The organism is Chryseobacterium sp. TQ-BC-N36 (assembly GCF_058382295.1).
This window is the reverse complement of sequence record NZ_CM178175.1, coordinates 3,273,577-3,296,820: the sequence shown is the minus strand read 5'-3', so window position 1 is coordinate 3,296,820 and position 23,244 is coordinate 3,273,577. Positions and strand designations below refer to the sequence as shown.

Here is a 23,244-nt window from a genome sequence, read left to right as displayed (position 1 = left end):
CTTCCGGCTTCCCTCTTCAATCCTTCCGGCTTTTAATTTCATATATTTGATATAAGTTTAATCCTGTAACAGAGGCTCAAATCGCATATGAAGATATTAATAGTAGAAGATGAACCGGAATTAAAAAATACGGTGCAGAAATTTCTGGAAGCAGAACATTTTGTGGTGGAATATGCTGATACATATTACTCCGGACTGGAAAAAATTATTTCTTACGAATATGACTGCATTCTTTTGGATATCATGCTTCCCGACGGTAATGGAATTGATCTGTTGAAAGAGATAAAACAAATGCATAAAAAGGACCCGGTGATCATTTTGTCTGCAAAAGATTCTGTAGATGATAAGGTCACAGGGCTGGAGATTGGTGCAGATGATTATCTTGCGAAACCTTTTCATCTTGCAGAGTTAATGGCGAGAATAAAATCGGTCATCAGACGCAATCATCAGGATGGGGAGAATATTATTAAATACAAAAATATCAGTATTGATCCGGATAGCAGAAAAGTTTTGGTAGGAGGCGAGGAGCTTATACTGAATCGTAAGGAGTATGATTTGTTATATTATTTTGCCATTCATCCGGAGAAAACATTACAAAAAACTACACTCGCAGAGGCGATTTGGGGAGATTATATTGATCAGGCAGACAGTCTGGATTTTATTTATTCCCAAATTAAAAATCTTCGTAAAAAGTTAAAAACAGTCAACGCTGAAGCAGACTTTCAGGCTGTATATGGGATAGGCTATAAATTTGTCTGATGAAAGTTTCATTAAAATATTACACGATAAAATACCTTATCATGATCCTGTTGCTGATCATTGCGGTATGGGCGGGCCTTTTTTATGCTTATATCCTGGATGAAGTACATGATAATGTAGATGATGGATTAAGAGACAGAAAAATACAGATTATCAAAGCTGTATACCTAAATCCTCAGTTGCTGAAAAATAATGAATTTGGATTCAATGAATTTAAAATCAATCCGGTTAAAGCTCAGGATTATCAGAACAAAAGCAGGCTTTACAACAAGATGTATTATATGGAGTATGATGATAAAGACCAGCCTTACAGAGTTCTGGAAGCAGACTTTATGGATCAGTTCAAAGGCCATCAACGACTTGTTATAAGAACTTCAACGGTAGAAGAAGACGAATTGATCTATGATCTTACTACTGCTTTAATTGTACTTTATATCCTTTTGGTCATAAGTATTGTAGCAGTCAACGGATATTTGTTGAATAAGGCGATGGGACCTTTCTATCAGATTCTGGACAAGCTTAAAAAATATCAGTTTGGAATTCCTTTTTCTCAGGAAAAGCAGAATTATAAAATCACCGAGTTTGAAGAGCTCAATGTAGAAATCAACGAAATGATTGCACGTAATGAGATTGTATTTCATCAGCAGAAACAATTCATTGAAAACGCTTCTCATGAACTTCAAACCCCTTTGGCCATTGTCATCAATAAAATAGATCTGCAAATTCAAAATGAAGAACTTGATGAAAAAAGCATCAGTCTGCTTTCGGAGGTGAAAAATGATCTCAGAAGAATGGTAGGGTTAAATAAATCTTTATTAATGCTTTCCAAAATTGAAAACAGCCAGTTTAATACAACTTCAGATATTGATTTTAACGGAATGATTATCCAGTTGGTTCAGAATTACGAAGACTTTATTGCGTTTAAAAAAATAAAGGTCAGTATTATTGAAAAAGGAAAATTTATAGCTGATTTTAATCACGATCTGGCAGGCATTCTACTGTCCAATCTCCTTAAAAACGCAGTCAAATACAATAATGAAGAAGGAACATTAAATATTATCGTTGAAAATAACAGGATCATATTTCAAAACAGCGGAACTCCTGTGCCTCTGGATCAGTCAAGGATATTTAACAGGTTCTATAAACAGGGATCAGACCGTACATCTACCGGATTGGGGCTGTCTATCATCAAGACCATTATCAAACAATATCCGGCTTGGGATATCGCCTATGAATATGGAGATCATATGCATTACTTTATCCTGACTAAAAATAATAGTCGCTACAATGAATAGAGAAAGCCTTTCCAATGAAAGGCTTTCTTATATTTTAAAACTCAGAATTAAAATCCTAAGCTTGTTCTTACTCTTTTAAGAGTTTCCTGAGCAATAGGTCTGGTTTTCTCAGCTCCCTGCTGAAGCTTTGCTTCAAGCTCATCAAGATTATTCATATAATAATTGAACGTTTCTCTTTCCTTCTCAAAACGTACCAGAATCAGATCCAGCAATTCCTTTTTAGCATGTCCGTATCCGAAGTTTCCGGCAAGATACTTGGCTCTTAATTCCTCGGTCTGTTCCGGAGTAGCAATCAGCTGGTAAATGGCAAAAACTTTATCCGTTTCAGGATCTTTAGGGTCTTCTAAAGCTTTAGAATCCGTTTCAATGCTCATCACCTGTTTTTTAAGTTCTTTTTCCGGTAAGAAAATATTGATGATGTTTCCTCGGGATTTTGACATTTTCTGACCGTCTGTTCCAGGAACATATTTGGTGTCTTCCTGAAGTTCAGACTGTGGCAGTACAAGAATTTCACCCATCTGGTTGTTGAACCTTGAGGCAACATCTCTGGCGAATTCCAGGTGCTGAAGCTGATCTTTTCCTACGGGAACGATCTCTGCATCATACAGTAAAATATCTGCAGCCATAAGAATAGGGTAAGTGAACAGACCTGCATTGACATCCTGAAGTCTGTCTGCCTTATCCTTGAATGAATGGGCTAATGTTAATCTTTGATAAGGAAAAAAACATGATAAATGCCAAGAAAGTTCACAGGTTTCAGCGATATCACTTTGTCTGTAGAAATATGTTTTTTCAGTATCTAATCCACAAGCAAGCCAAGCCGCAGCAATCTCGTAGGTATTTTGTCTTAAAATCTGCGCATCTTTAATCTGTGTAAGGGTGTGAAGATTCGCAATAAATAAAAATGATTCATTTCCTTCCTGCTTAGATAGTTCGATTGCAGGAATAATTGCCCCCAATAAATTTCCAAGATGGGGTGTTCCGGTGGCTTGAATGCCGGTAAGAATTCTTGACATTTGTTTAAAATTTATATTTAAAAATTAATGAATTGCAAATTTACAAGGTTTGCCGGGAATAACGAAAGATAAAAGATAAAAGATAAAATATAAAAGATGTTCCTTTGAATATCTGGATTCAATAGGGGTGGGCTTTAGCCCAGCCAGCTTAAAATTCAACATCCGTCTATTGTCTTGAGCCAAAATCTATCAATCCAAAATCATCAATCTGCCTTTCAATTATCTGTTTCAATCTGTGAAATCCGCGGTTAAAATAACTAAGGAATCACAATCTTCTCTCCTCCAAATTTAGGTTCTATCCCAAAAAGAAGATCCCAGTACGCTTTAGCTTTCGCAAAATACTCTCTCAAATTGGTCTTTAAGCCTGCATACTTATTCACATCTGCGGCATTATATCCAAATGCTTCCATTCCATTTTTTTGGGCCAGGAAAACGGCTCTTTCATTGTGAAACTTCTGAGAGATAATAATCAGTTTTGTCTGGCTGAAAATATCTTTCGCTCTTACAACAGAATCCAGCGTTCTGAATCCGGCATGGTCTAAAATAATTTTATCCTTTGGAACTCCATTCTCCATCAATGCCTGCTGCATATCTTCAGGTTCATTATAATCTTTGGTACTGTTGTCACCGCTGACAATTATATATTGTATTTTTCCGCTTTTATATAAATCGCTTGCGGCTTTAATTCTGTTGTAAAAATATGCATTAGGGGTTCCGTTGTTCAGTAATTTCCCGGTTCCCAGTAACAAACCTGTTTTTGCTTCCGGCACATCAGCAATATTGTAGGAAACGAATGGCCCGCTGTCTTTTTTGATGCTGTAATTAGCCCAGGCAATAAAAATAATTCCTGCAACAAGAAGAAGCAGGAAAATTTTAAAAATATTTTTGATTATTTTTTTCATCAGAATATATCCTTTAAAATTCCAGACCGTTCGGGAAAGCTTTTTTTCTGAATATTAATAAGAATGCTGCACCTACGGTAATGGCAGAATCGGCAACATTGAAAATATATTTGAAAAACTCAATATGTTTTCCACCTATCAGAGGCCAGCTTTGAGGAACATTCCAGTCTACTAACGGGAAGTGAAGCATATCTACAACACATCCTTTCATGAAAGTGGAATATCCATGACCAAAAGGAGCAAATTTTGAGATGCCTCCATAGCCGATCCATCGGTCAATGCTTGGATCATAAACAGTCCCGCTGTCGAAGATCATTCCGTAGAACATTCCGTCAATAAGATTTCCGATCGCCCCTGCAAAGATCACTGCCATTGGGATTAAAAGATAGTTGGAAGCTCCTTCTTTCAGCCATTTTTTGAACATATACACCATTCCTCCGATCAGGAATATTCTCAGGATTACAAGGAAATATTTTCCGATAATCCCTCCGAAGTGAAACCCGTAGGCCATTCCGGGGTTTTCTACAAACGTCAGTTTAAAGCCTGGTAAAACAGTGATGCTGTCGTCCAGATTAAAATGGGTTTTAATATAAATTTTCGAAGCCTGATCAATTAATAACACAAGAAATGTTATGGCTAATATCTTTTTCATTACTGTCCTTTAGGTTTTGAAGGCTTTGCTGCCGGCTTTACATTTTTGTTATCGCTTGCTTTCTTGACCACTTTCTGTCCGTTGAATGAACTTTTAACATGTGCTTTTTCAAATTTAATACCCATCTCTTTCAGCACACTTTTCAGTGCACTCAGTTCCATAGAATTTTTAGGATGTACTATGATAGATTCCATTTCTTATATTTAATTGTTACATTTTAGACAGCTCATCGAGTCTTTTTCTGTCTTTTTCAGAGAGATCATTCACTCCGTTTTTGCCCATCTTACTCAAAAGCCTGTCAATTTCTTTCTCCCTTTCACGTTTATCGGAATTGAATTGATCATCAATAGTATAGTTTTTCTGTGGATCAGGAAAGAACCTGCTTTTGATCCACTCTCTGTTGAAAAATAATAATACTATTGCAATAATAGCTCCCAAAATTAATAATTCGCTCATGGGTATACATTAAAAATTAGGTTTATAAAGTATCCGTGAATACGATATAAACCCAATATTATTTTACAAACCTTACGGCTATTTTTGCATATTTTTCGCTTCGATGCTCAGCGTAGCGTGAGGAACGGCTAAAAGTCTTTCCTTAGGAATCAGTTTTCCTGTTACTCTGCAAACACCGTACGTTTTATTTTCGATTCTGATCAAAGCATTTTTAAGATCACGCACGAATTTTTCCTGTCTTCCTGCTAAAATAGAGTTCTGTTCTTTGCTCAGCGTTTCTGCTCCTTCCTCAAAAGCTTTGAAGGTAGGTGAAGTATCATCGGTTCCGTTATTCTGGTCGTTGATGAAACTTTCTCTGATCAGCTGAAGATCTTTTTCTGCTTTCTCTATTTTTTCTTTAATGACCGCTTTAAATTCCTGTAAATCAGCATCGCTGTATCTAACTCTTTCGTCTGACATATTCTTTCTCTTTTTTAATAAAATTATGAAATGGAATTTGAAATACAATAACTACATGTTAATTTTTTTCAATATTTATCTTAAAATTAACCTCATCTATTTCGATTTCGTTAAAATTTGAAAGTGAAGATACAATTTCTATTTTATTTGACAAGACTTCAGAAGAAATATATTCCTCATTTTTCTTAATATCATTCAAGAAAGGAGAGCTTTCTTCCAATGCAATTGAAATTTTGTCTGTCAGTTCAAAGTCTTTGTCTTTTCGCAGGTTTTGAATTCTGTTAATGAATTCTCTTGCGATTCCTTCAGATTTTAACTCATCGGTTAACGTCAAATCTAATGCCACAGTTGTTTTTCCGTCAGAAGTTACTGTCCATCCCGGGATATCTTTGGTAGAAATCTCTACATCATCAAGAGTAATTTCATATCCCTGAACGTCTGTTTTTCCTTCTTTTTCTAGACGGGTAATCTGTTCTGCACTAAGATTAGCAATCTCTGCACCTACCATCTTCATGTCTTTTCCTAATTTAGGACCAAGCGCTTTGAAGTTAGGTTTTATCTGCTTTACAATTAAGTGCGATGCTTCTTCAGCATTAATTAACTGTAATTCTTTTACGTTTACCTCCTGCTTGATCAGATCTGCAACAGCAAGAATCTGTTCTTCTGTTTTAGAATCCAATACAGGAACCAACACTTTCTGTAACGGCTGACGAACTTTTACATTTTCTTTCTTTCTCAGAGAGAAAACCATACTTGTAATGTTCTGAGCCAAATGTGTTTTTTCAACCAGATCCTGATCAATTAAGCTTTCATCAGCTACCGGGAAATCTGTAAGGTGTACAGATTCACAGTTCTCTTTTCCTGTTACTTTATTCAGGTCCTGGTACAATTGATCCATAAAGAAAGGAGCAATAGGAGCAGAAAGTTTAGCTACTGTTTCAAGACAGGTGTATAAGGTCTGGTAAGCAGAGATTTTGTCATCAGAATATTCTCCTTTCCAGAAACGTCTTCTGCACAATCTTACATACCAGTTACTCAGATTATCATTTACAAAAGTGCTGATCGCTCTTGCTACTCTTGTCGGTTCATAATCTTCATAGAATGCTTTCACTTCCTTGATCAGAAGATTCAGCTCAGAAAGGATCCATCTGTCAATTTCAGGACGGTTTTCCACTTCTTTTTCTGAATAGTTAAAGCCGTCTACATTTGCATATAAAGCAAAGAATGAATAGGTATTGTAAAGTGTTCCGAAGAACTTTCTTCTTACTTCATCGATTCCTTCAATGTCAAACTTCAGGTTTTCCCAAGGGTTGGCATTGGAGATCATATACCAACGGGTAGCATCCGGCCCGTACACAGAAAGGGTTTCGAACGGATCTACTGCATTTCCTAAACGTTTTGACATCTTTTGTCCGTTCTTATCCAGAACAAGACCGTTACTCATTACATTTTTATAAGCAACCGAATCGAATACCGCAGTTCCGATCGCGTGAAGCGTATAGAACCATCCACGGGTCTGGTCAACACCTTCCGCAATAAAATCAGCCGGGAATGCTTTGTTGTTGTCGATTAATCCTTTATTTTCAAAAGGATAATGCAACTGGGCATAAGGCATAGACCCTGAATCGAACCAAACATCGATCAGGTCGCTCTCACGTTTCATTGCTTTTCCTGAATCAGAAACCAATACCACTTTGTCTACTACATTCTTGTGAAGATCCACAAGCTCATAGTTAGACTCTGCCATATTTCCGATAATGAAACCTTTGAATGGATTTTCAGTCATCAGTCCTGCTGCAATTGATTTCTCAATTTCGTTATAAAGTTCTTCTACAGAACCTATGATTTTTTCTTCTTTCAGGTCATCCGTTCTCCAGATTGGTAACGGAATACCCCAATATCTTGAACGGGATAAATTCCAGTCGTTTACATTTTCCAGCCAGTTGGCAAAACGTCCCTCTCCGGTAGCTTTTGGCTTCCAGTTGATTTCTTTGTTCAAATTAACCAGTCTTTCTTTTACAGCGGTCATTTTCACAAACCAGGAATCCAGCGGATAGTATAACACCGGTTTATCTGTTCTCCAGCAGTGTGGGTAAGAGTGGACATATTTTTCTACTTTGAAGGCTTTATTTTCTGTTTTCAGCAGGATCGCCAATTCTACATCCCATGATTTCTCAGGGGCTGTTCCTTCATCATAATATTCGTTTTTGATATACTTTCCTGAAAATACCTCTGGAACATTTTCTCCTTTGATGAATCTGCCCTGTAAATCTACCAATGGTACAAGATTGTCATTTTCATCTTTTACCAACATTGGCGGAATCTCAGGCTGAGCCATTTTAGCAACTCTTGCATCATCCGCACCAAAAGTAGGCGCCGTGTGAACGATACCTGTACCGTCTTCTGTCGTTACGAAATCTCCTAAGATTACTCTGAATGCGTTTTCAGGGTTGTCATTAGGTGTAAACCAAGGAACTAATTGCTCATATCTTGTGTCAACAAGTTTCTCTCCGGTAAATTCTTTTAATATCCTGAAAGGAATTACTTTAGTCTCCGGAGTATAGTTGGCAAAATCCTCATCTGTACCTTCTGCATATTTTTTACCGAAAACTTTAGGTAAAAGAACACTTGATAAAACTACAGTTACAGGTTCAAATGTATACTGATTGAAGGTTTTAACCAAAACATATTCAATATCTCTCCCTACGGTAAGAGCAGTATTGGATGGAAGCGTCCATGGAGTGGTCGTCCAGGCAAGGATATGAACATCCCCGTCAACATCATTGAATAATGCTGAAGAGTCTTTTTTCACTTTAAACTGAGCTACAACCGTTGTGTCCGAAACATCACGATAGGTTCCAGGTTGATTCAGCTCGTGAGAAGAAAGTCCTGTTCCCGCTTTTGGAGAGTAAGGCTGGATCGTGTATCCTTTGTACAATAAGTTTTTATCATACAATTGCTTCAACAGCCACCAAACTGTTTCCATATATTTTGACTTGTACGTGATGTACGGATCATCAAGGTCTACCCAATATCCGATTTTCTCGGTAAGGTTATTCCAGACATCGGTATAACGCATTACCGCTTCACGACAAGCTTTGTTATAGTCTTCAATAGAGATTTTTTTGCCAATATCTTCTTTTGTGATTCCTAATTCTTTTTCTACACCCAGTTCCACAGGAAGGCCATGCGTATCCCAGCCCGCTTTACGGAAAACCTGCTTTCCGTTTTGAGTCTGGTAACGGCAGAAAATATCTTTCAATGCTCTTGCCATTACGTGGTGAATTCCAGGCATACCGTTTGCTGAAGGCGGACCTTCATAAAAAACAAACTCAGGATTTCCCTGACGGATCTCAACACTCTTACTGAAAGTTTTATTTTGTTTCCAAAATTCCGCTACATTCTCTGCTACGTCAATAAGGTTGAGGTTTTTGTATTCTTTAAATTGGCTCATTGTAAATATCTCAATATCGTTGATTAATTAAGTCTGCAAATTTACTAAAATTTGTCGGTTTATAATATATGTTTTATTTTGATATCATCTATTAAAAAGTTCAATTTCAGAAATATAAATGAAGAAAGTGAGAAAAAGTGAATGATGAATGATCAATAAGTGAATTTTTCTGGGTGTTTTTATATAAAATTTAGCGTGATTTATTTAATAGGAGCGGGCTTTAGCCCGCTTAAATAATAAAAAACAAATCCCACGGCTCTAATGATTGCGCAAAGTTCACAAAGATCTTATGAATGGGTTAAAATTGTTCGTAAAGGCGCTTCACTCAGCAGAGGAATATGGGTAAAAAACAAAATTGGTTTGAAAAAGGTCGGTGCAGTAACCGCTTATTGGCCGGAATGTTGTACATTTAAGTAAACCTATAAACCCAAATGCTGTATGAAAAACTTTCCCAAGCTGATATTTATTATTTGTTTAATCAATAGTATTATTATACAGGCTCAAAATAATTACCCTCAAAATTATTTCAGAAATCCACTGAATATTCCCATGCAGCTGGCCGCTAACTTTGGCGCTATCCGTACCAATCACTTTCACATGGGATTGGATCTGAGAACAAATAGTCAGGAAAACTTACCTGTTTTAGCTGCAGCAGAAGGTTATGTAAGCAGGATAAAAGTAGAAAGATATGGTTTTGGTAATGCTGTTTATATCACTCATCCCAATGGTTATACTACAGTATATGCTCACCTGAATAAATATTTCAATCAACTCGATGAATATGTAAAGGAAAAGCAGTATAAAGAGGAAAAGTGGGAACAGGATATTACTTTTCAGCCCGGACAGTTTCCGGTAGAAAAAGGACAGCAGATTGCATTGAGTGGAAACACAGGAGGTTCAGCAGGCCCACACCTGCATTTCGAAATAAGAGATACCAAAACAGAAGAATGTCTCAACCCGCTACTTTTCGGTTTTGCCATTCCTGATACTGTTGCACCAATTATCAGTGGACTCTACTGGTATGACAGACGTTTCAGTACTTACGAACCTGGAGCTAATGGAATTGCAGTGAAAAAAGCAGGAAATATTTATACTTCTAATCTTGTTCAGGTTAATTCTCCAGAAATAAGTTTTGCCATTAAGGCTGTAGATAAGGCCAATCAAGGTTTTAATCTGGGTATTTACAATGCAGAATTATTGATGGATGGGAAGCTGATTTACAGTTTTAAAATTGATAAAATACACTATGATGATACCCGTTATATTAACGGCTGTATAGATTATACTAAATTCATCAGGGATAAAATTGGGATTCAGCATTTATCTGATTTACCGGGAATGAAACTGCAGAATTATAGTCTTTCAAATGCAACAGGGATTATCAAATTGCAGGATGAAAATGTTCACACCATTGAAGTTGTTCTGAAAGATGTAAAAGGAAATACAAGCCGTTTAACAACAAAACTCCAGTTAAGCAAAACCTCAGACAAAATATCTCCTACGGCAAAAACGATAATAGCTAATGAAGCGAAAACAATTACCACAGAAAATGCGGAAATCAGTTTCAGTAAAAATGCCGTCTATGATGCTGTAAATTTCAATGCCTATGAAAAACCGGATACAGATCCAAATGCTGTTTCAAATACCATTGTTTTGCATAGTCCATATATTCCCGTTCAGGATGAGTATTCTTTAAAAATAAAACCGAATAGAAAATTAACCAATACAGAAAAAGACAAAGCTGTTATTATTCTTGATTACGGAAGTGATAAAGATTTCGTAAAAGCAAAATGGAATGCTGACCGTGCAGAAGGACAGTTCAACAGATTGGGCACAGCGAAATTATTAATAGACAATACCCTGCCGTCTGTTTTATCAGGATGGGCAGAAGGAGCATTGGTAAACAACAGTTCTTTATTGTTAAAAGGAACAACGAAAGTGGGTGATATTATTTCATTCCGGGCCGAACTGGACGGAAAGTGGCTTCGCTTTGCCCGCATAAAAGATAATTTTGTCTACATTTTTGATGAAAAATGTCCAAAAGGATCAGGTGCCCATACTTTAAAAGTAACCACCATCAATACTGCCGGAAATATCAATACACAAACTTTTACCTTCCAGAGATAAAAGCTGTGGTAGAAATCATGAATACATTTTACATGAATACATCTTACAATCATGTAATTTTAAATACATTTGCCTTTTAAAAATTAAAATCATTGGAATTTCATCCGTCAATCGAGAAAGCAGGCATTCAGGAAATTAAAAAATTTCAGGAAGAAAAGCTTCGTGAGCTTTTGGTTTATCTTGAAAGGCATTCACCTTTTTATCAGAAGCTGTTTAAAGAAAATAATATTAATACTGCTGACATTCTTACGCTGGAAGACCTTCAGAAAATTCCTACCACCACAAAGAATGATCTTCAGCAGCACAATCATGATTTTTTCTGTATAACACCGGATAAAATTGTTGATTACAGTACCACTTCCGGAACGTTGGGTGATCCGGTTACTTTTGGACTGTCTGACAGCGATCTTGAAAGACTTGCTTACAATGAAGCCATTTCCTTTGCCTGCGCAGGCATTCAGAAGGGAGATGTTGTACAGATGATTACAACCATAGACAAGCGGTTTATGGCTGGACTTGCTTATTTTTTAGGCTTAAGAAAAATGGGGGCAAGTGTGGTGAGAATGGGGCCGGGAATTCCTGAACTGCAATGGGATTCTATTTTCAGATACAAACCGAAATACCTGATCACAGTACCTTCTTTTCTGCTGAAAATGATTGATTATGCTGAAAAGCATGGATTGGATTACAAAAATTCAAGTGTCTACGGAGCTGTATGTATCGGAGAAAGTATCAAAAATCAGGATTTTACGGATAATATTCTTTCGCAGAAAATTAAGGAAAAGTGGAATATCAAACTCTTTTCAACCTATGCTTCTACCGAGATGAGTACTGCTTTCACAGAGTGCGAATTCCAGATCGGAGGACATCACCATCCGGAATTAATTATTACAGAAATTCTGGACGATAACGGAAATCCAGTTAAAGAAGGAGAAAGTGGGGAGCTTACCATTACAACTTTAGGTGTTGAAGCCATTCCCTTATTAAGATTTAAAACAGGGGATATCGTAAAAGCTCATCATGAGCCGTGTCAGTGCGGAAGAAATACAATGAGGTTAGGACCTGTGCTAGGTAGAAAACAGCAGATGATCAAATATAAGGGAACAACGCTGTATCCGCCGGCCATGAATGATATTTTGAATGATTTCAACAATATTTTATGCTATCAGATTGTTATTCAGGCCAACGAAATTGGTCTTGATGAGATTATTATTAAACTAAGCACAGAAGAAGAACACGATAGCTTTGTGAACGAAGTCAGAGACCATTTCAGGGCAAAATTGAGAGTAAGCCCAAAAATTGAAATCATTGATTTTGATATATTATCTAAAACCGTTTTTAATCCAAACAGCAGAAAACCAGTTACTTTTATTGACTTGAGATAAAATTAAATTAAAGAAAGACCGGGAAATACATTTTTAACATATCTTTGGTCGCTTAAATGTTAGAACTAATACACTATGAAAAAATTATTACTGCTGCTTTTTGTAGCAATTACAACATCAACATTCGCCCAGAATAAAATTAATTTTGAACAGGGGAATTTTGATTTTTTAAAAGATCAGTCTGAAGTAAATGTACAGCTGGTATTTGATAACGCTGTTTATCAGGAGAAAAACTTTACAGAAGCCCAATATCTTGAAAACAGAAAGGCTGATATCACAGCTAAAAAAAGCGAAGCTGTTTGGAACAACTGGATTTATCAGTGGGATAAATTTAAAACTTCAGAATATTTGGATTATTTCCTTAAAGGGATCAATGGAAAGTCAAAGAAAGTAGTTTTCAAAGGTGGTGCGAAAACAAAATACACTTTAATCATTGATGCAAAATGGATCTACGCCGGGTGGTATGGAGGAATGATAGGCTCCCAGGAAGGTAAGCTGACTGCAGACTTACTATTCGTGGAAACAGATAATCCTTCGAAAGTTGTGATGAGACTGAAGGCCGATAAAATTGGGGGGAAGCAGATGAATAAAGATTTTGCCTGGGAATACGGAAGAATAGCTGCGGCTTATGAAGTTACAGGGAAAAAATTAGGAAAGGAAATTAAAGCAGTTATAAAATAACAAAAAACGGTCTGAAAAATTCAGACCGTTTTTTATGCTTGATTTTGCTGTTCCTGTTTTTCTAGTTTGATCAGATTCGCAAGATTTTTAATCACTGTATCATGTTTTTTTACAAAAGGATTGTCCTTATTCCAGACATAGCCTGCTAAAACTGCACATATCTTTTTCTTTACATCAGGGTTTTCCGGCTGGTGGAAAAATAATTCCTGAAGATTTCCGGTATACCATTCTTTTACATATGTGGTGAAAACATCCACTCCGTATAAAATATAATCAGTGTACTCTGTCTGCCAGTTGATTTTTTCTCCGTTTAATTGTTTTAACGCCAGTTTTGCTGCCAGCATTCCCGATTCTGTAGCGAAAGCCATTCCCGAAGAAAATACCGGGTCAAGGAATTCCGAAGCATTCCCCGTTAAAGCAAATCCGTCTCCGAATAAACTTTTTACCGAGCAGGAATAATCTTTCAGATGCTTTGGTTCAAAAAGGAAATCTACATTCCCAAAACGTTTTACATAATAATCAGAAAGAGAGATTGCCTTTCTTAAAGCTTCAGTGGGGTCTCCGTTTTCAGATAATCTGTCAATATAGTCAGTAGGGCCTACAATTCCTAAACTTGTGTTTCCGTTGGAAAAAGGAATTACCCAAAGCCATACTTCTGTTTCAATAATATCAAAAGAAATCAAAGTTCCTTCTTCTCCCGGCTCTCTGTTAATATCGTTGACATGAGAGAAGATTGCAGAGTGAGGAGACAGTTTTGAAGGCTTTTCAAGATCAAGCAGGCGGGGAAGTACTCTTCCGTAACCGCTGGAATCAATAACAAACTTCGCATGAATTTCTTTCGTTTCTCCATCTTTATTTCTTACTGTAGTCACAGAATCTGTTCCGTCAAACTTAATATCAATAACTTCAGTCTCGAATTCAAGATCAATGCCTTTATTAATCACTTCCTGAGCAAGAGCATTGTCAAAATCAGCTCTTGGAACCTGCCAGGTCCAGTCCCAGCCTTCTCCGAATTTGTTGCTGAAATCAAAAATACAGACTTCATCACCACGAAGGAAGCGTGCTCCAAGCTTTTTTTCAAAACCCATTTTGTCTAATGCAGGGAAAAGGCCGGCCTCTTCAAAGTGGTCCATTACCCTTGGGATTAAGCTCTCTCCAACTACCAGTCTGGGGAATTTTGTTTTTTCGACTACTTTCACGTTGACGTTATTCTTCTTTAAGTACGAAGAAGACACGCATCCGGAAGGTCCGGCTCCGATTACAAGAACGTCAACAAATTCTTTGCTCATCTTTGATTTTTTATTTTAATAATAACTTTTATCTTTGCCGCAAAATTAGTGACAAATAATTAATATTTTACAAAATTATCAACTATTACTTTTAATTGATGAAAATAAATAACTTTTTAGAACTGAAAGACTTTCAAAAAATTATCATTGAGAATGAAAAAATAGAACTGGATGAATCACTTTTATCAAGAGTGGATAAAAGTTTTCAGTTTTTAAAAGAGTTTTCAAAAAATAAAGTAATATACGGTGTGAACACTGGTTTTGGCCCGATGGCCCAATTCAAGATCAGTGACGAAGACACACACCAGCTTCAGTATAATCTTATCAGAAGCCATTCTTCAGGAATAGGCAATCCTTTGCCTGCAGAAGAAGTAAAAGCATGTATGCTGGCGAGGCTGAATACTTTATCATTAGGGAATTCAGGAGTACATCAGTCTGTCATCTATCTTCTTCAGGAATTGATCAACAGAGATATTACTCCACTGATCTTTGAACATGGAGGAGTAGGAGCAAGCGGAGATCTTGTTCAGCTGGCTCATCTGGCTCTGGTACTGATCGGAGAAGGAGAAGTGTTTTATAAAGGAGCAAGAAAATCTACAAAAGAGGTTTTTGAAGCAGAGAACTTAGCACCGATAAAAGTAGAGATCCGTGAAGGTCTCGCCTTGATGAACGGAACTTCGGTAATGTCAGGGATTGGTATTGTGAATGCTTACAAAGCTAATCAGCTGACGGATATTTCTTTAAGGCTTTCCTGTGCAATCAATGAGATTGTTCAGGCTTATGATGATCATTTATCAGAAGCGTTGAACGGAACAAAAAGACATGCTGGCCAGCAGAAAGTGGCAGAGAGAATGCGCGCTCATTTGGCAGACAGTAAACTGATCAGAAAAAGAGAAGATCACCTTTATACTCATTTCGAGGAACAGGAAAAAGTATTCAAGGAAAAAGTTCAGGAATATTATTCTTTAAGATGTGTTCCTCAGATCTTAGGCCCGGTATTGGATACGCTGGAATATACAGAAAAAGTTCTTGAAAATGAGATCAATTCAGCCAATGATAACCCGATTATCAACGTGGAAGACCAGCACGTCTATCACGGAGGAAACTTCCATGGAGATTATATTTCCCTGGAAATGGATAAACTGAAAATTGTGGTAACGAAGCTGACTATGCTTGCAGAAAGACAGCTAAACTATCTTCTGAATGCTAAAATCAATGAAATTTTACCGCCTTTTGTCAATTTGGGTAAATTAGGTTTCAATTTCGGGATGCAGGGTGTACAGTTTACGGCAACTTCCACTACAGCGGAAAGCCAGATGTTGTCGAATTCTATGTATGTTCACAGTATTCCGAATAATAATGATAACCAGGATATCGTTAGTATGGGAACCAATGCTGCGGTAATCTGCAGAAAAGTCATTGAAAATGCTTTTGAAGTATTGGCGATAGAAGCCATTACTATTGTTCAGGCTATTGAATATCTTGGATTCCAGGATAAGATTTCTTCATCTACAAAAGAATTGTATCATGAAATCAGAAAAATTATTCCTGCCTTCTCAAGTGATATGGTCATGTATCCATACCTGGAAGAAGTAAAGAAATACCTGAAAGGAATGTAACGATTAGCTGCCATGGATTGTCTATAAAGGGATCCGGTACAACTTAAAAAAACTAAAAACGATATAAACACTAACGCATGAAATGTGCAATTGTAACAGGGGGCTCCAGAGGAATCGGCAGAGCAATCTGTATAAAACTGGCTGAAGAGAAAAACTATCATATCCTTATCAACTACGCTTCAAACGAAACGGCAGCAAAGGAGACATTGGCTAAAGTAGAAGAGCTGGGAACAACAGGGGAAATTCTTAAATTTGACGTAGGCAATACCGAAGAAACACAGGCTGTTTTAACGGAATGGCAGGAAAGAAATCCTGATGCGGTGGTAGAAGTGATTGTCAATAATGCCGGAATCACAAGAGATGGTCTTTTTATGTGGATGCAGAAAGAAGACTGGAACCATGTGATCAATACCAGTCTGGATGGGTTTTTCAATGTGACCAATTTTTTCATCCAAAAGCTGCTTCGTAACAAATACGGAAGAATTATCAATATGGTTTCTGTATCCGGAGTAAAAGGAACAGCCGGCCAGACGAACTACTCTGCGGCAAAAGGAGCCTTGGTAGGGGCAACGAAAGCTCTTGCACAGGAAGTTGCCAAAAGAAATGTTACAGTAAATGCTGTGGCTCCCGGTTTTATCAGGACAGATATGACCCAGGAATTCAATGAGGAAGAACTGAAGGCAATGATTCCTGCCAACAGATTCGGAGAAGCAGAAGAAGTGGCAGATCTTGTCGCATTTTTAGCGTCTAAAAAATCATCCTACATTACAGGAGAAGTAATTAATATTAACGGAGGAATTTACTCATAAATAGTCTAACAATATACCAATGTACCAGTGTAACAATGTTAGTTGATCTCAATGAAATATGGTTACATTGCTAGACTGATACATTACTAAATTCAATATAAATAAATGGAAAATAGGGTTGTAATTACCGGAATGGGAATTTATTCCTGCATCGGGACGTCTTTAGAAGAGGTCAGGGAATCCCTATATCAAGGAAAATCCGGTATTGTTTTAGATCAGCAGAGAAAGGAATTTGGGTTCAGGTCAGGTCTTACGGGTGTGGTTCCAAAACCGGATCTTAAAAATCTTCTGAACAGACGCCAGCGTGTCAGCATGGGAGAAGAAAGTGAATATGCTTATCTGGCGACCATTGATGCATTGAAACAGGCGAATCTGGATGAGGAGTTCTTAGATTCCCATGAGGTGGGAATTTTATACGGAAATGACAGTGTTTCTCAGGCAGTTGTAGAGTCTATCGATATTGCAAGGGAAAAGAAAGATACAACATTGATGGGATCGGGAGCGATCTTCAAATCAATGAATTCAACAGTAACAATGAACCTTTCAACCATCTTTAAACTGAAAGGGATCAATCTTACCATCAGTGCAGCATGTGCCAGCGGCTCACATTCTTTGGGACTGGCGTATATGATGATCAAAAATGGATTTCAGGATATGATCATCTGTGGCGGGGCTCAGGAAACCAATAAATATTCCATGGCGAGCTTTGACGGATTGGGAGTTTTCTCAGCCAGAGAAGATGAACCTACAAAAGCGTCCAGACCTTTCGATGCCGCAAGAGACGGATTGATTCCAAGTGGGGGAGCAGCTACTTTGATTGTGGAAAGTTTAGAGTCGGCTCAAAGAAGAGGGGTTCCGATTATTGCAGAAATTATCGGGTACGGTTTCTCTTCAAACGGAGGGCATATTTCAACGCCGAATGTGGATGGACCGGCTTTAGCAATGGACCGGGCTTTAAAACAGTCAGGCTTAAAAGCTTCAGACATTGATTATATCAATGCTCATGCAACTTCTACCCCAATTGGGGATGCTAATGAAGCGAAAGCCATTTATGAAATCTTTGGTGGTGAAGTTCCGGTAAGTTCTACCAAATCCATGACCGGACATGAGTGCTGGATGGCGGGCGCAAGTGAAGTTATCTACTCTATTCTGATGATGCAGAACGATTTCGTTGCTCCGAATATTAATCTGGAAAACCCTGATAATGAAGCACAAAAGATAAATTTAGTTGCAAAAACAAAAAATCAAAAAATTGATGTATTTTTGTCGAATTCTTTTGGGTTTGGGGGAACCAATTCTGCATTAATAGTTAAAAAATTTGATTAAAAACATGGAAAGGGAAAAAATTGTTGCTATTGTTAATGATTTTCTGGTCAATGAATTCGAGGTTGACGGGGATGAAATCAGTAATGATGCCAACCTTAAAAATACTCTGGGCTTAGACAGCCTTGATTATATCGACATGGTAGTCGTGATCGAATCCAATTTCGGGGTGAAATTAGGAGAAGCAGATTTCAAGAAAATGGTAACATTTGACGATTTCTATACAACGATTGAAAATAAGATTGCTGAAAAAAACGCATAGTTATTGAGTCAATCTTTATTCTATAAAATGTGCCAATGTAATAATATCGCAGTGCTTCGGTAATGAGCACTTAAAGATAATATTACATTGGTTCTCTGTTATATTAAACTGCATATATGAACAAGTGGAAAGGTAAATCTAAAGGAACAGTACTCGGATACAGAATATTCGTCTGGTGTATTAGAAATATCGGCATCAGAAGTTCATATGGGGTGCTTTACTTTGTAGCGGCCTACTATTCACTGTTTCAGAAAAAAAGCAACGAATATATTCTTTATTACTTCAGAAAAAGACTGAACTACGGATACTGGAAATCCAAAATGTCTGTTTTTAAAAGCTATTTTACCTTCGGAAAAGTTTTGATTGATAAAACAGCTATTTCTGCCGGGCTCAGAGAAAAATATACTTATGAATTTGATGGTATTGAAAACCTGAGAAATCTTTTAGCCGCTAAAAAAGGAGGCGTTCTCATCAGTGCCCATATTGGTAATTTTGAAATTGCAGAACACTTTTTTGCTGATATTGACTTCGACTGCCAGATCAATCTGGTGACCACAGATCAGGAAGTGACGGTAATCAAGGAATATCTGGAAAGTGTTGCTGTAAAAAAGAGCAACATTAAATTCATCTATGTCAAAGATGATATGTCGCATATCTTTGAGATTAACAAAGCTTTGTCAGAAAATGAACTGATCTGTTTTACCGGAGACCGCTATTTTGAAGGGTCAAAATATCTGGAAGCGGAACTGCTTGGTAAAAGTGCAAAATTTCCGGCCGGCCCGTTTTTAATTGCTTCAAGATTAGGTGTTCCCGTTGTCTATGTGTATGTGATGAAAGAGAATAACCTCCATTACCATCTGTATGCAAGAGTCGCTCAAAATATTAAAAACCGAGATTCACAGGGGCTTTTACAGTCTTATGTTCAGAATCTTGAAGCCATGGTGAAAAAATATCCGCTTCAATGGTTCAATTATTTTGATTTTTGGGATGATGTTGATTAATTTTTCTATTTTTATCCCATAAAAACTAACAAAAAACTAAAAGCCATTAAGAGGTACCGAGAATTAAGATCATGAAATAGTATTTTTTCAGATAAAATCTTTACTTACTATACTAAAGTCATCTTTAAATATCTTAAATTCCCTGTTTCTTAATTATTAAAAGCACATTCTCTTTTGAAAAAAGAATATGACATACTTGTAATCGGCAGCGGGTTGGGAGGTCTTGTTTCGGCTCTTATTTTGGCGAAAGAAGGTCTGAAGGTATGTGTTCTTGAGAAGAATAACCAATATGGAGGAAATCTGCAGACCTTTTCGAGAAACAAACTTATTTTTGACACCGGAGTTCATTATCTGGGAGGTTTATCAGAAGGTCAGAACCTGAACCGTTTCTTTTCCTATCTCGAAATTATGGATGATCTTGAACTGCAGCTGATGGATGAAGACGGCTATGACAGGATCAGTTTTGGTGATGATGAAATAGAATACCCACATGCACAGGGTTATCAGAATTTTGTGGAACAGCTTTCAAAATATTTTCCGGAAGAAAAAGAAAACCTTGAGAACTATTGTGAAGAAATTCAATATGTCTGTAGTCAGTTCCCAAGATACCATGTAGTAGGAAAAGACAGTTACAATGAAGAAATCCTGCATCTCAATACGAAAAGATTCATTGAATCTGTTACCCATAACAAAAAGCTTCAGTCGGTTTTACTGGGCTCCAACTTTTTATATGCCGGAGACTCTGAAAATATTCCTTTTTATATACATGCCTTAACAGTAAATTCCTACATCCAAAGTGCCTACAAATGTGTAAAAGGAGGAAGCCAGATTTCTAAACTCCTGATCAGAAAGCTTAGGGAATATGGAGCTGAAGTCCACAAGCATTCAGAGGTTTCTGGATTTGTTTTTAATGAAAATAACGTGTTGACATCTGTAAAAACAAAGACAGGAAAAGAATATGCCTCAAAACAATTTATTTCCAATATTGAGATTCGTTCCACCATTAAGCTGATAGGTGAAGAAAGACTGAAGAAATCCTTTCTGAACAGAGTTTTAAGCTGGAAGCCGGTTTCATCCTGCTTTAGTATTTATCTGGTTTTAAAACCTCACAGTCTTCCGAATTTTAATTATAACAGATATCATTACTCATCAGAGGATCTGGTCTGGAACGCATTCCAATATCAAAAAGAATCATGGCCGGAAACCTATATGCTTTCCTCCACGCCTTCGAAACATCATCCTGAATTTGCAGAAAGCCTTACCGCTATTTCCTATATGGATTTTGAGGAGGTTAAAGCATGGGAGAATACTTTCAATACAGTAGCAGATGAACATGAAAGAGGAGAGGCTTATGAAAGATTTAAACTTGAAAAGACGGAAAAGATGCTGGATGCCCTGGAAAAGAAAATTCCGAACATAAGGCATGCCATCAAAACAATATATACGTCTTCTCCTTTATCGTACAGAGATTATATCGGTAATTTTGAAGGTAATATGTACGGATACATGAAAAGTTCAGAGAACCCGCTTAAAACAATGGTTTCTCCCCGCACCAAAATTGACAATCTCTATCTGACAGGACAGTCTGTCAATATGCATGGAATTTTAGGAGTGACCATCGGTGCTTTTAATACCTGTGCGGAAATTCTTGGAAAAGAAACGATTGATATGAGACTGGCCCGAATGATTAATAAAGACTAAAGTGAAAAAAACTAATACCATCTCTTCATCCCATAAAAACAATCTCCTTTATCTTGCTCTTTGCTTTTCCCTTACGTCCTGTGGAATATCAAAGTCTGTACATCATGTTCCTGATGTACAACGTTATTCATTAGATGTTCCTAAAGTAGACAGAATGAATGACAGCACTTTCAGCTACAATCAAAACTATCTTACCAAAAATAAACAGCAGCTCTGGGAACTTTATATCAAAGGAAATCCTTTACAACTGGGGTATAATAACGGAGCTTTGACACAAAGCTTAATGCAGAAGCAGGAAGAAATTTTTTTCTCAAAAGTGGAAGGATTTGTGCCATCAAAATTCAAGCAGCGGCTTTTAAGAGGTTTTTTAAAATGGTATAACAGAAAAATGTACCTCAATGTAAGAGAAGATTATCAGGCAGAACTATATGGTCTGTCACAATATTCATCTGACCGTTATGATTTTATTGCTCCTAAATATTTAAGAAACCTTTACCTGCACGGAGCTCATGATATTGGGCATGCCATGCAGGACCTGGCAATGGTAGGATGTAGTTCACTTGCCGTGTGGAACGAAAATACTGAAGATGGAGATCTGTTAATAGGAAGAAATTTTGATTTTTATGTAGGTGATGATTTTGCAAAGAACAAACTGGTAGAATTTGTTCAGCCGGACGAAGGAATTCCTTATATGTCGGTAAGCTGGCCGGGAATGATTGGGGTCGTTTCCGGAATGAATAAAGAAGGAATTACTGTGACCATTAATGCCGGGAAATCAAAAATTCCTTTGACAGCAAAAACTCCGATTTCATTTGTTACAAGAGAAATTCTGCAGTATGCAAAAAATATAGAAGAGGCGATTGTGATTGCTAAAAAAAGAAAAGTATTCGTTTCCGAATCTATTCTGGTGGGAAGTGCCGCAGACAAAAATGCAGTAATCATTGAAGTTTCGCCTAAAAATTTCGGAGTGTACAGCGTTCAGAATACCAGTAGGGTGGTTTGTACCAATCATTTTCAGTCGGAGGCATATAAGGACGACAAAAGAAATCATAAACATATTGAAGAAAGCCATTCCGAATACCGTTATGAAAGACTTCAGGAGCTTTTGCAGGAAGAAAAAAAATTAACTCCTGAAAAAATGGCTTCTATTTTAAGAAACAGGTCCGGCTTAAAAGATGAAAACATCGGTTATGGAAATGAAAAAGCGCTGAACCAGCTTCTGGCACACCATGCCGTTATATTTTCACCTCAGAAAAAGCTGGTCTGGGTTTCCTCCAATCCGTATCAGTTAGGAGAATTTGTTTGTTACGACCTGAATGAGATTTTTTCAGGTAAGCCATTATCGCAAAGTCTGAAAGCCAGAACAGAACTCAATATTGTAAAGGATCCATTTGCCGATTCTGAAGAATTCCAGAACTATGAGCACTCTAAAATGTATGGTAAAGAAATAGACGAGGCTGCTAACGATAAAAATATACTGTTGACAGACGATCTGATTTCTTCTTATCAGGCTATGAATCCCGACTTTTGGCTGGTGTATTATCAGTCAGGGAAATATTACTTTAGCAAAAAAGAATATTCACAGGCAAAAAAAGCGTTTGAAAAAGCCCTTACAAAAGAGATTACAACCGTCCCGGACAGGAAAAATGTAGAAAAATACCTGAAGAAAACTTTAAAGAAACTGAAATGATCCCCAAATACATAAAACTGCTGTTCTGCATTCCTTTTGTCATTATCATTTGTTATTCGGTGTACTTATGTACGGTGTACAGCTCGATACCTGCCGTCATTCCGATTCACGGATATGGAAATATGAAAGATAACTACGGAAGTAAAATATTTCTGGTGTTTCCGATTCTGATGAACCTGGCTGTACTTATTTTTATCTGGCTGGTTATCAGGAGGCCGGATAAAATAAAGTTTACCTTTGAAATCAACGAAAACGAAATAGAAAGAACATACCATATCACACAGTTGGCTCTGGTAATTATTGCGATATTTGTTACCATAATGATGACTCCGCTATCATTTTCTGATGTGGTTTATAAATAATT

At 37.1% G+C, this 23,244-nt stretch carries 21 protein-coding genes; 13 read left to right on the top strand and 8 right to left on the bottom strand.

The features are described from left to right. Positions 1-87: 87 nt before the first annotated feature. Both AC3FI7_RS14690 and AC3FI7_RS14685 read left to right on the top strand, forming a co-directional pair. The gene (locus AC3FI7_RS14690) at positions 88-759 is read left to right on the top strand and encodes a response regulator transcription factor (RefSeq protein ID WP_142725072.1); all 672 of its coding nucleotides are present in this window, start codon (positions 88-90) and stop codon (positions 757-759) included. Next, positions 759-2,054, top strand: a complete 1,296-nt coding sequence (locus tag AC3FI7_RS14685; protein WP_343661123.1) for a sensor histidine kinase — start codon at positions 759-761, stop codon at positions 2,052-2,054. The genes AC3FI7_RS14690 and AC3FI7_RS14685 overlap by 1 nt, the downstream gene beginning before the upstream one ends. A gap of 47 nt (positions 2,055-2,101) precedes the next feature. Here the strand turns inward: AC3FI7_RS14685 and trpS are convergent, their stop codons facing one another. The 7 genes from trpS to ileS all read right to left on the bottom strand — a co-directional run bounded on the left by trpS (position 2,102) and on the right by ileS (position 8,993). After that, positions 2,102-3,070 (bottom strand): tryptophan--tRNA ligase, encoded by a 969-nt coding sequence (gene trpS / locus AC3FI7_RS14680; RefSeq protein ID WP_142725070.1) that lies wholly within the window; start codon positions 3,068-3,070, stop codon positions 2,102-2,104. Positions 3,071-3,327: 257 nt separating this feature from the next. Next, positions 3,328-3,972: a SanA/YdcF family protein gene (locus tag AC3FI7_RS14675; RefSeq protein WP_343661125.1), complete on the bottom strand. Its 645-nt coding sequence runs from the start codon at positions 3,970-3,972 to the stop codon at positions 3,328-3,330. 13 nt (positions 3,973-3,985) lie between these two features. Beyond that, the gene (locus AC3FI7_RS14670; protein ID WP_343661127.1) at positions 3,986-4,624 is read right to left on the bottom strand and encodes a lipoprotein signal peptidase; all 639 of its coding nucleotides are present in this window, start codon (positions 4,622-4,624) and stop codon (positions 3,986-3,988) included. Then, complete coding sequence (locus tag AC3FI7_RS14665) at positions 4,624-4,818, bottom strand: DUF2683 family protein (protein WP_002983775.1); 195 nt, start codon at positions 4,816-4,818, stop codon at positions 4,624-4,626. The genes AC3FI7_RS14670 and AC3FI7_RS14665 overlap by 1 nt, the downstream gene beginning before the upstream one ends. A gap of 16 nt (positions 4,819-4,834) precedes the next feature. After that, positions 4,835-5,080 (bottom strand): DUF6576 domain-containing protein, encoded by a 246-nt coding sequence (locus AC3FI7_RS14660; protein ID WP_343661128.1) that lies wholly within the window; start codon positions 5,078-5,080, stop codon positions 4,835-4,837. A gap of 78 nt (positions 5,081-5,158) precedes the next feature. After that, on the bottom strand, positions 5,159-5,539 hold the full coding sequence (locus tag AC3FI7_RS14655) for a TraR/DksA family transcriptional regulator (RefSeq protein ID WP_050019754.1): 381 nt from the start codon (positions 5,537-5,539) through the stop codon (positions 5,159-5,161). Positions 5,540-5,597: 58 nt separating this feature from the next. Then, positions 5,598-8,993 (bottom strand): isoleucine--tRNA ligase, encoded by a 3,396-nt coding sequence (ileS, locus tag AC3FI7_RS14650; protein WP_491460393.1) that lies wholly within the window; start codon positions 8,991-8,993, stop codon positions 5,598-5,600. Positions 8,994-9,431: 438 nt separating this feature from the next. Between ileS and AC3FI7_RS14645 the strand changes: the two genes are divergently transcribed. The 3 genes from AC3FI7_RS14645 (at position 9,432) to AC3FI7_RS14635 (ending at position 13,186) form a co-directional block, all read left to right on the top strand. Further along, positions 9,432-11,120 carry a M23 family metallopeptidase gene (locus tag AC3FI7_RS14645; protein WP_491460392.1) on the top strand — a complete coding sequence of 563 codons (1,689 nt, stop codon included), beginning with the start codon at positions 9,432-9,434 and terminating at the stop codon, positions 11,118-11,120. 92 nt (positions 11,121-11,212) lie between these two features. Then, a complete protein-coding gene (flxY, locus tag AC3FI7_RS14640; protein WP_491460391.1) occupies positions 11,213-12,505 on the top strand; it encodes a flexirubin biosynthesis putative acyl-CoA ligase FlxY in 1,293 nt (430 codons plus the stop codon). Between the two features lie 75 nt (positions 12,506-12,580). Beyond that, positions 12,581-13,186 carry a hypothetical protein gene (locus tag AC3FI7_RS14635; RefSeq protein WP_491460390.1) on the top strand — a complete coding sequence of 202 codons (606 nt, stop codon included), beginning with the start codon at positions 12,581-12,583 and terminating at the stop codon, positions 13,184-13,186. Positions 13,187-13,218: 32 nt separating this feature from the next. Here AC3FI7_RS14635 and AC3FI7_RS14630 read toward each other — a convergent pair whose 3' ends face one another. After that, positions 13,219-14,475 (bottom strand): NAD(P)/FAD-dependent oxidoreductase, encoded by a 1,257-nt coding sequence (locus AC3FI7_RS14630; RefSeq protein ID WP_491460389.1) that lies wholly within the window; start codon positions 14,473-14,475, stop codon positions 13,219-13,221. Positions 14,476-14,573: 98 nt separating this feature from the next. Between AC3FI7_RS14630 and flxA the strand changes: the two genes are divergently transcribed. The 8 genes from flxA (at position 14,574) to AC3FI7_RS14590 (ending at position 23,242) form a co-directional block, all read left to right on the top strand. Beyond that, on the top strand, positions 14,574-16,094 hold the full coding sequence (flxA, locus tag AC3FI7_RS14625; protein WP_172617095.1) for a flexirubin biosynthesis tyrosine ammonia-lyase FlxA: 1,521 nt from the start codon (positions 14,574-14,576) through the stop codon (positions 16,092-16,094). Between the two features lie 77 nt (positions 16,095-16,171). Next, complete coding sequence (flxB, locus tag AC3FI7_RS14620) at positions 16,172-16,903, top strand: flexirubin biosynthesis SDR family reductase FlxB (protein ID WP_491460388.1); 732 nt, start codon at positions 16,172-16,174, stop codon at positions 16,901-16,903. 105 nt (positions 16,904-17,008) lie between these two features. Beyond that, positions 17,009-18,229, top strand: coding sequence for a beta-ketoacyl-[acyl-carrier-protein] synthase family protein (locus AC3FI7_RS14615; RefSeq protein ID WP_142725059.1), 1,221 nt, complete (start codon positions 17,009-17,011; stop codon positions 18,227-18,229). Positions 18,230-18,233: 4 nt separating this feature from the next. Beyond that, positions 18,234-18,488, top strand: coding sequence for an acyl carrier protein (locus tag AC3FI7_RS14610; RefSeq protein WP_047377388.1), 255 nt, complete (start codon positions 18,234-18,236; stop codon positions 18,486-18,488). Between the two features lie 116 nt (positions 18,489-18,604). Continuing rightward, a complete protein-coding gene (locus AC3FI7_RS14605) occupies positions 18,605-19,489 on the top strand; it encodes a lysophospholipid acyltransferase family protein (RefSeq protein WP_343661138.1) in 885 nt (294 codons plus the stop codon). A 174-nt stretch (positions 19,490-19,663) separates the two neighbouring features. Continuing rightward, a complete protein-coding gene (locus tag AC3FI7_RS14600; RefSeq protein WP_343661139.1) occupies positions 19,664-21,190 on the top strand; it encodes a phytoene desaturase family protein in 1,527 nt (508 codons plus the stop codon). 1 nt (position 21,191) lies between these two features. Continuing rightward, positions 21,192-22,880 carry a C45 family autoproteolytic acyltransferase/hydrolase gene (locus tag AC3FI7_RS14595; RefSeq protein WP_491460387.1) on the top strand — a complete coding sequence of 563 codons (1,689 nt, stop codon included), beginning with the start codon at positions 21,192-21,194 and terminating at the stop codon, positions 22,878-22,880. Continuing rightward, positions 22,877-23,242: a hypothetical protein gene (locus AC3FI7_RS14590; protein ID WP_491460386.1), complete on the top strand. Its 366-nt coding sequence runs from the start codon at positions 22,877-22,879 to the stop codon at positions 23,240-23,242. Before AC3FI7_RS14595 ends, AC3FI7_RS14590 begins: the two co-directional genes overlap by 4 nt. Positions 23,243-23,244: the final 2 nt, after the last annotated feature.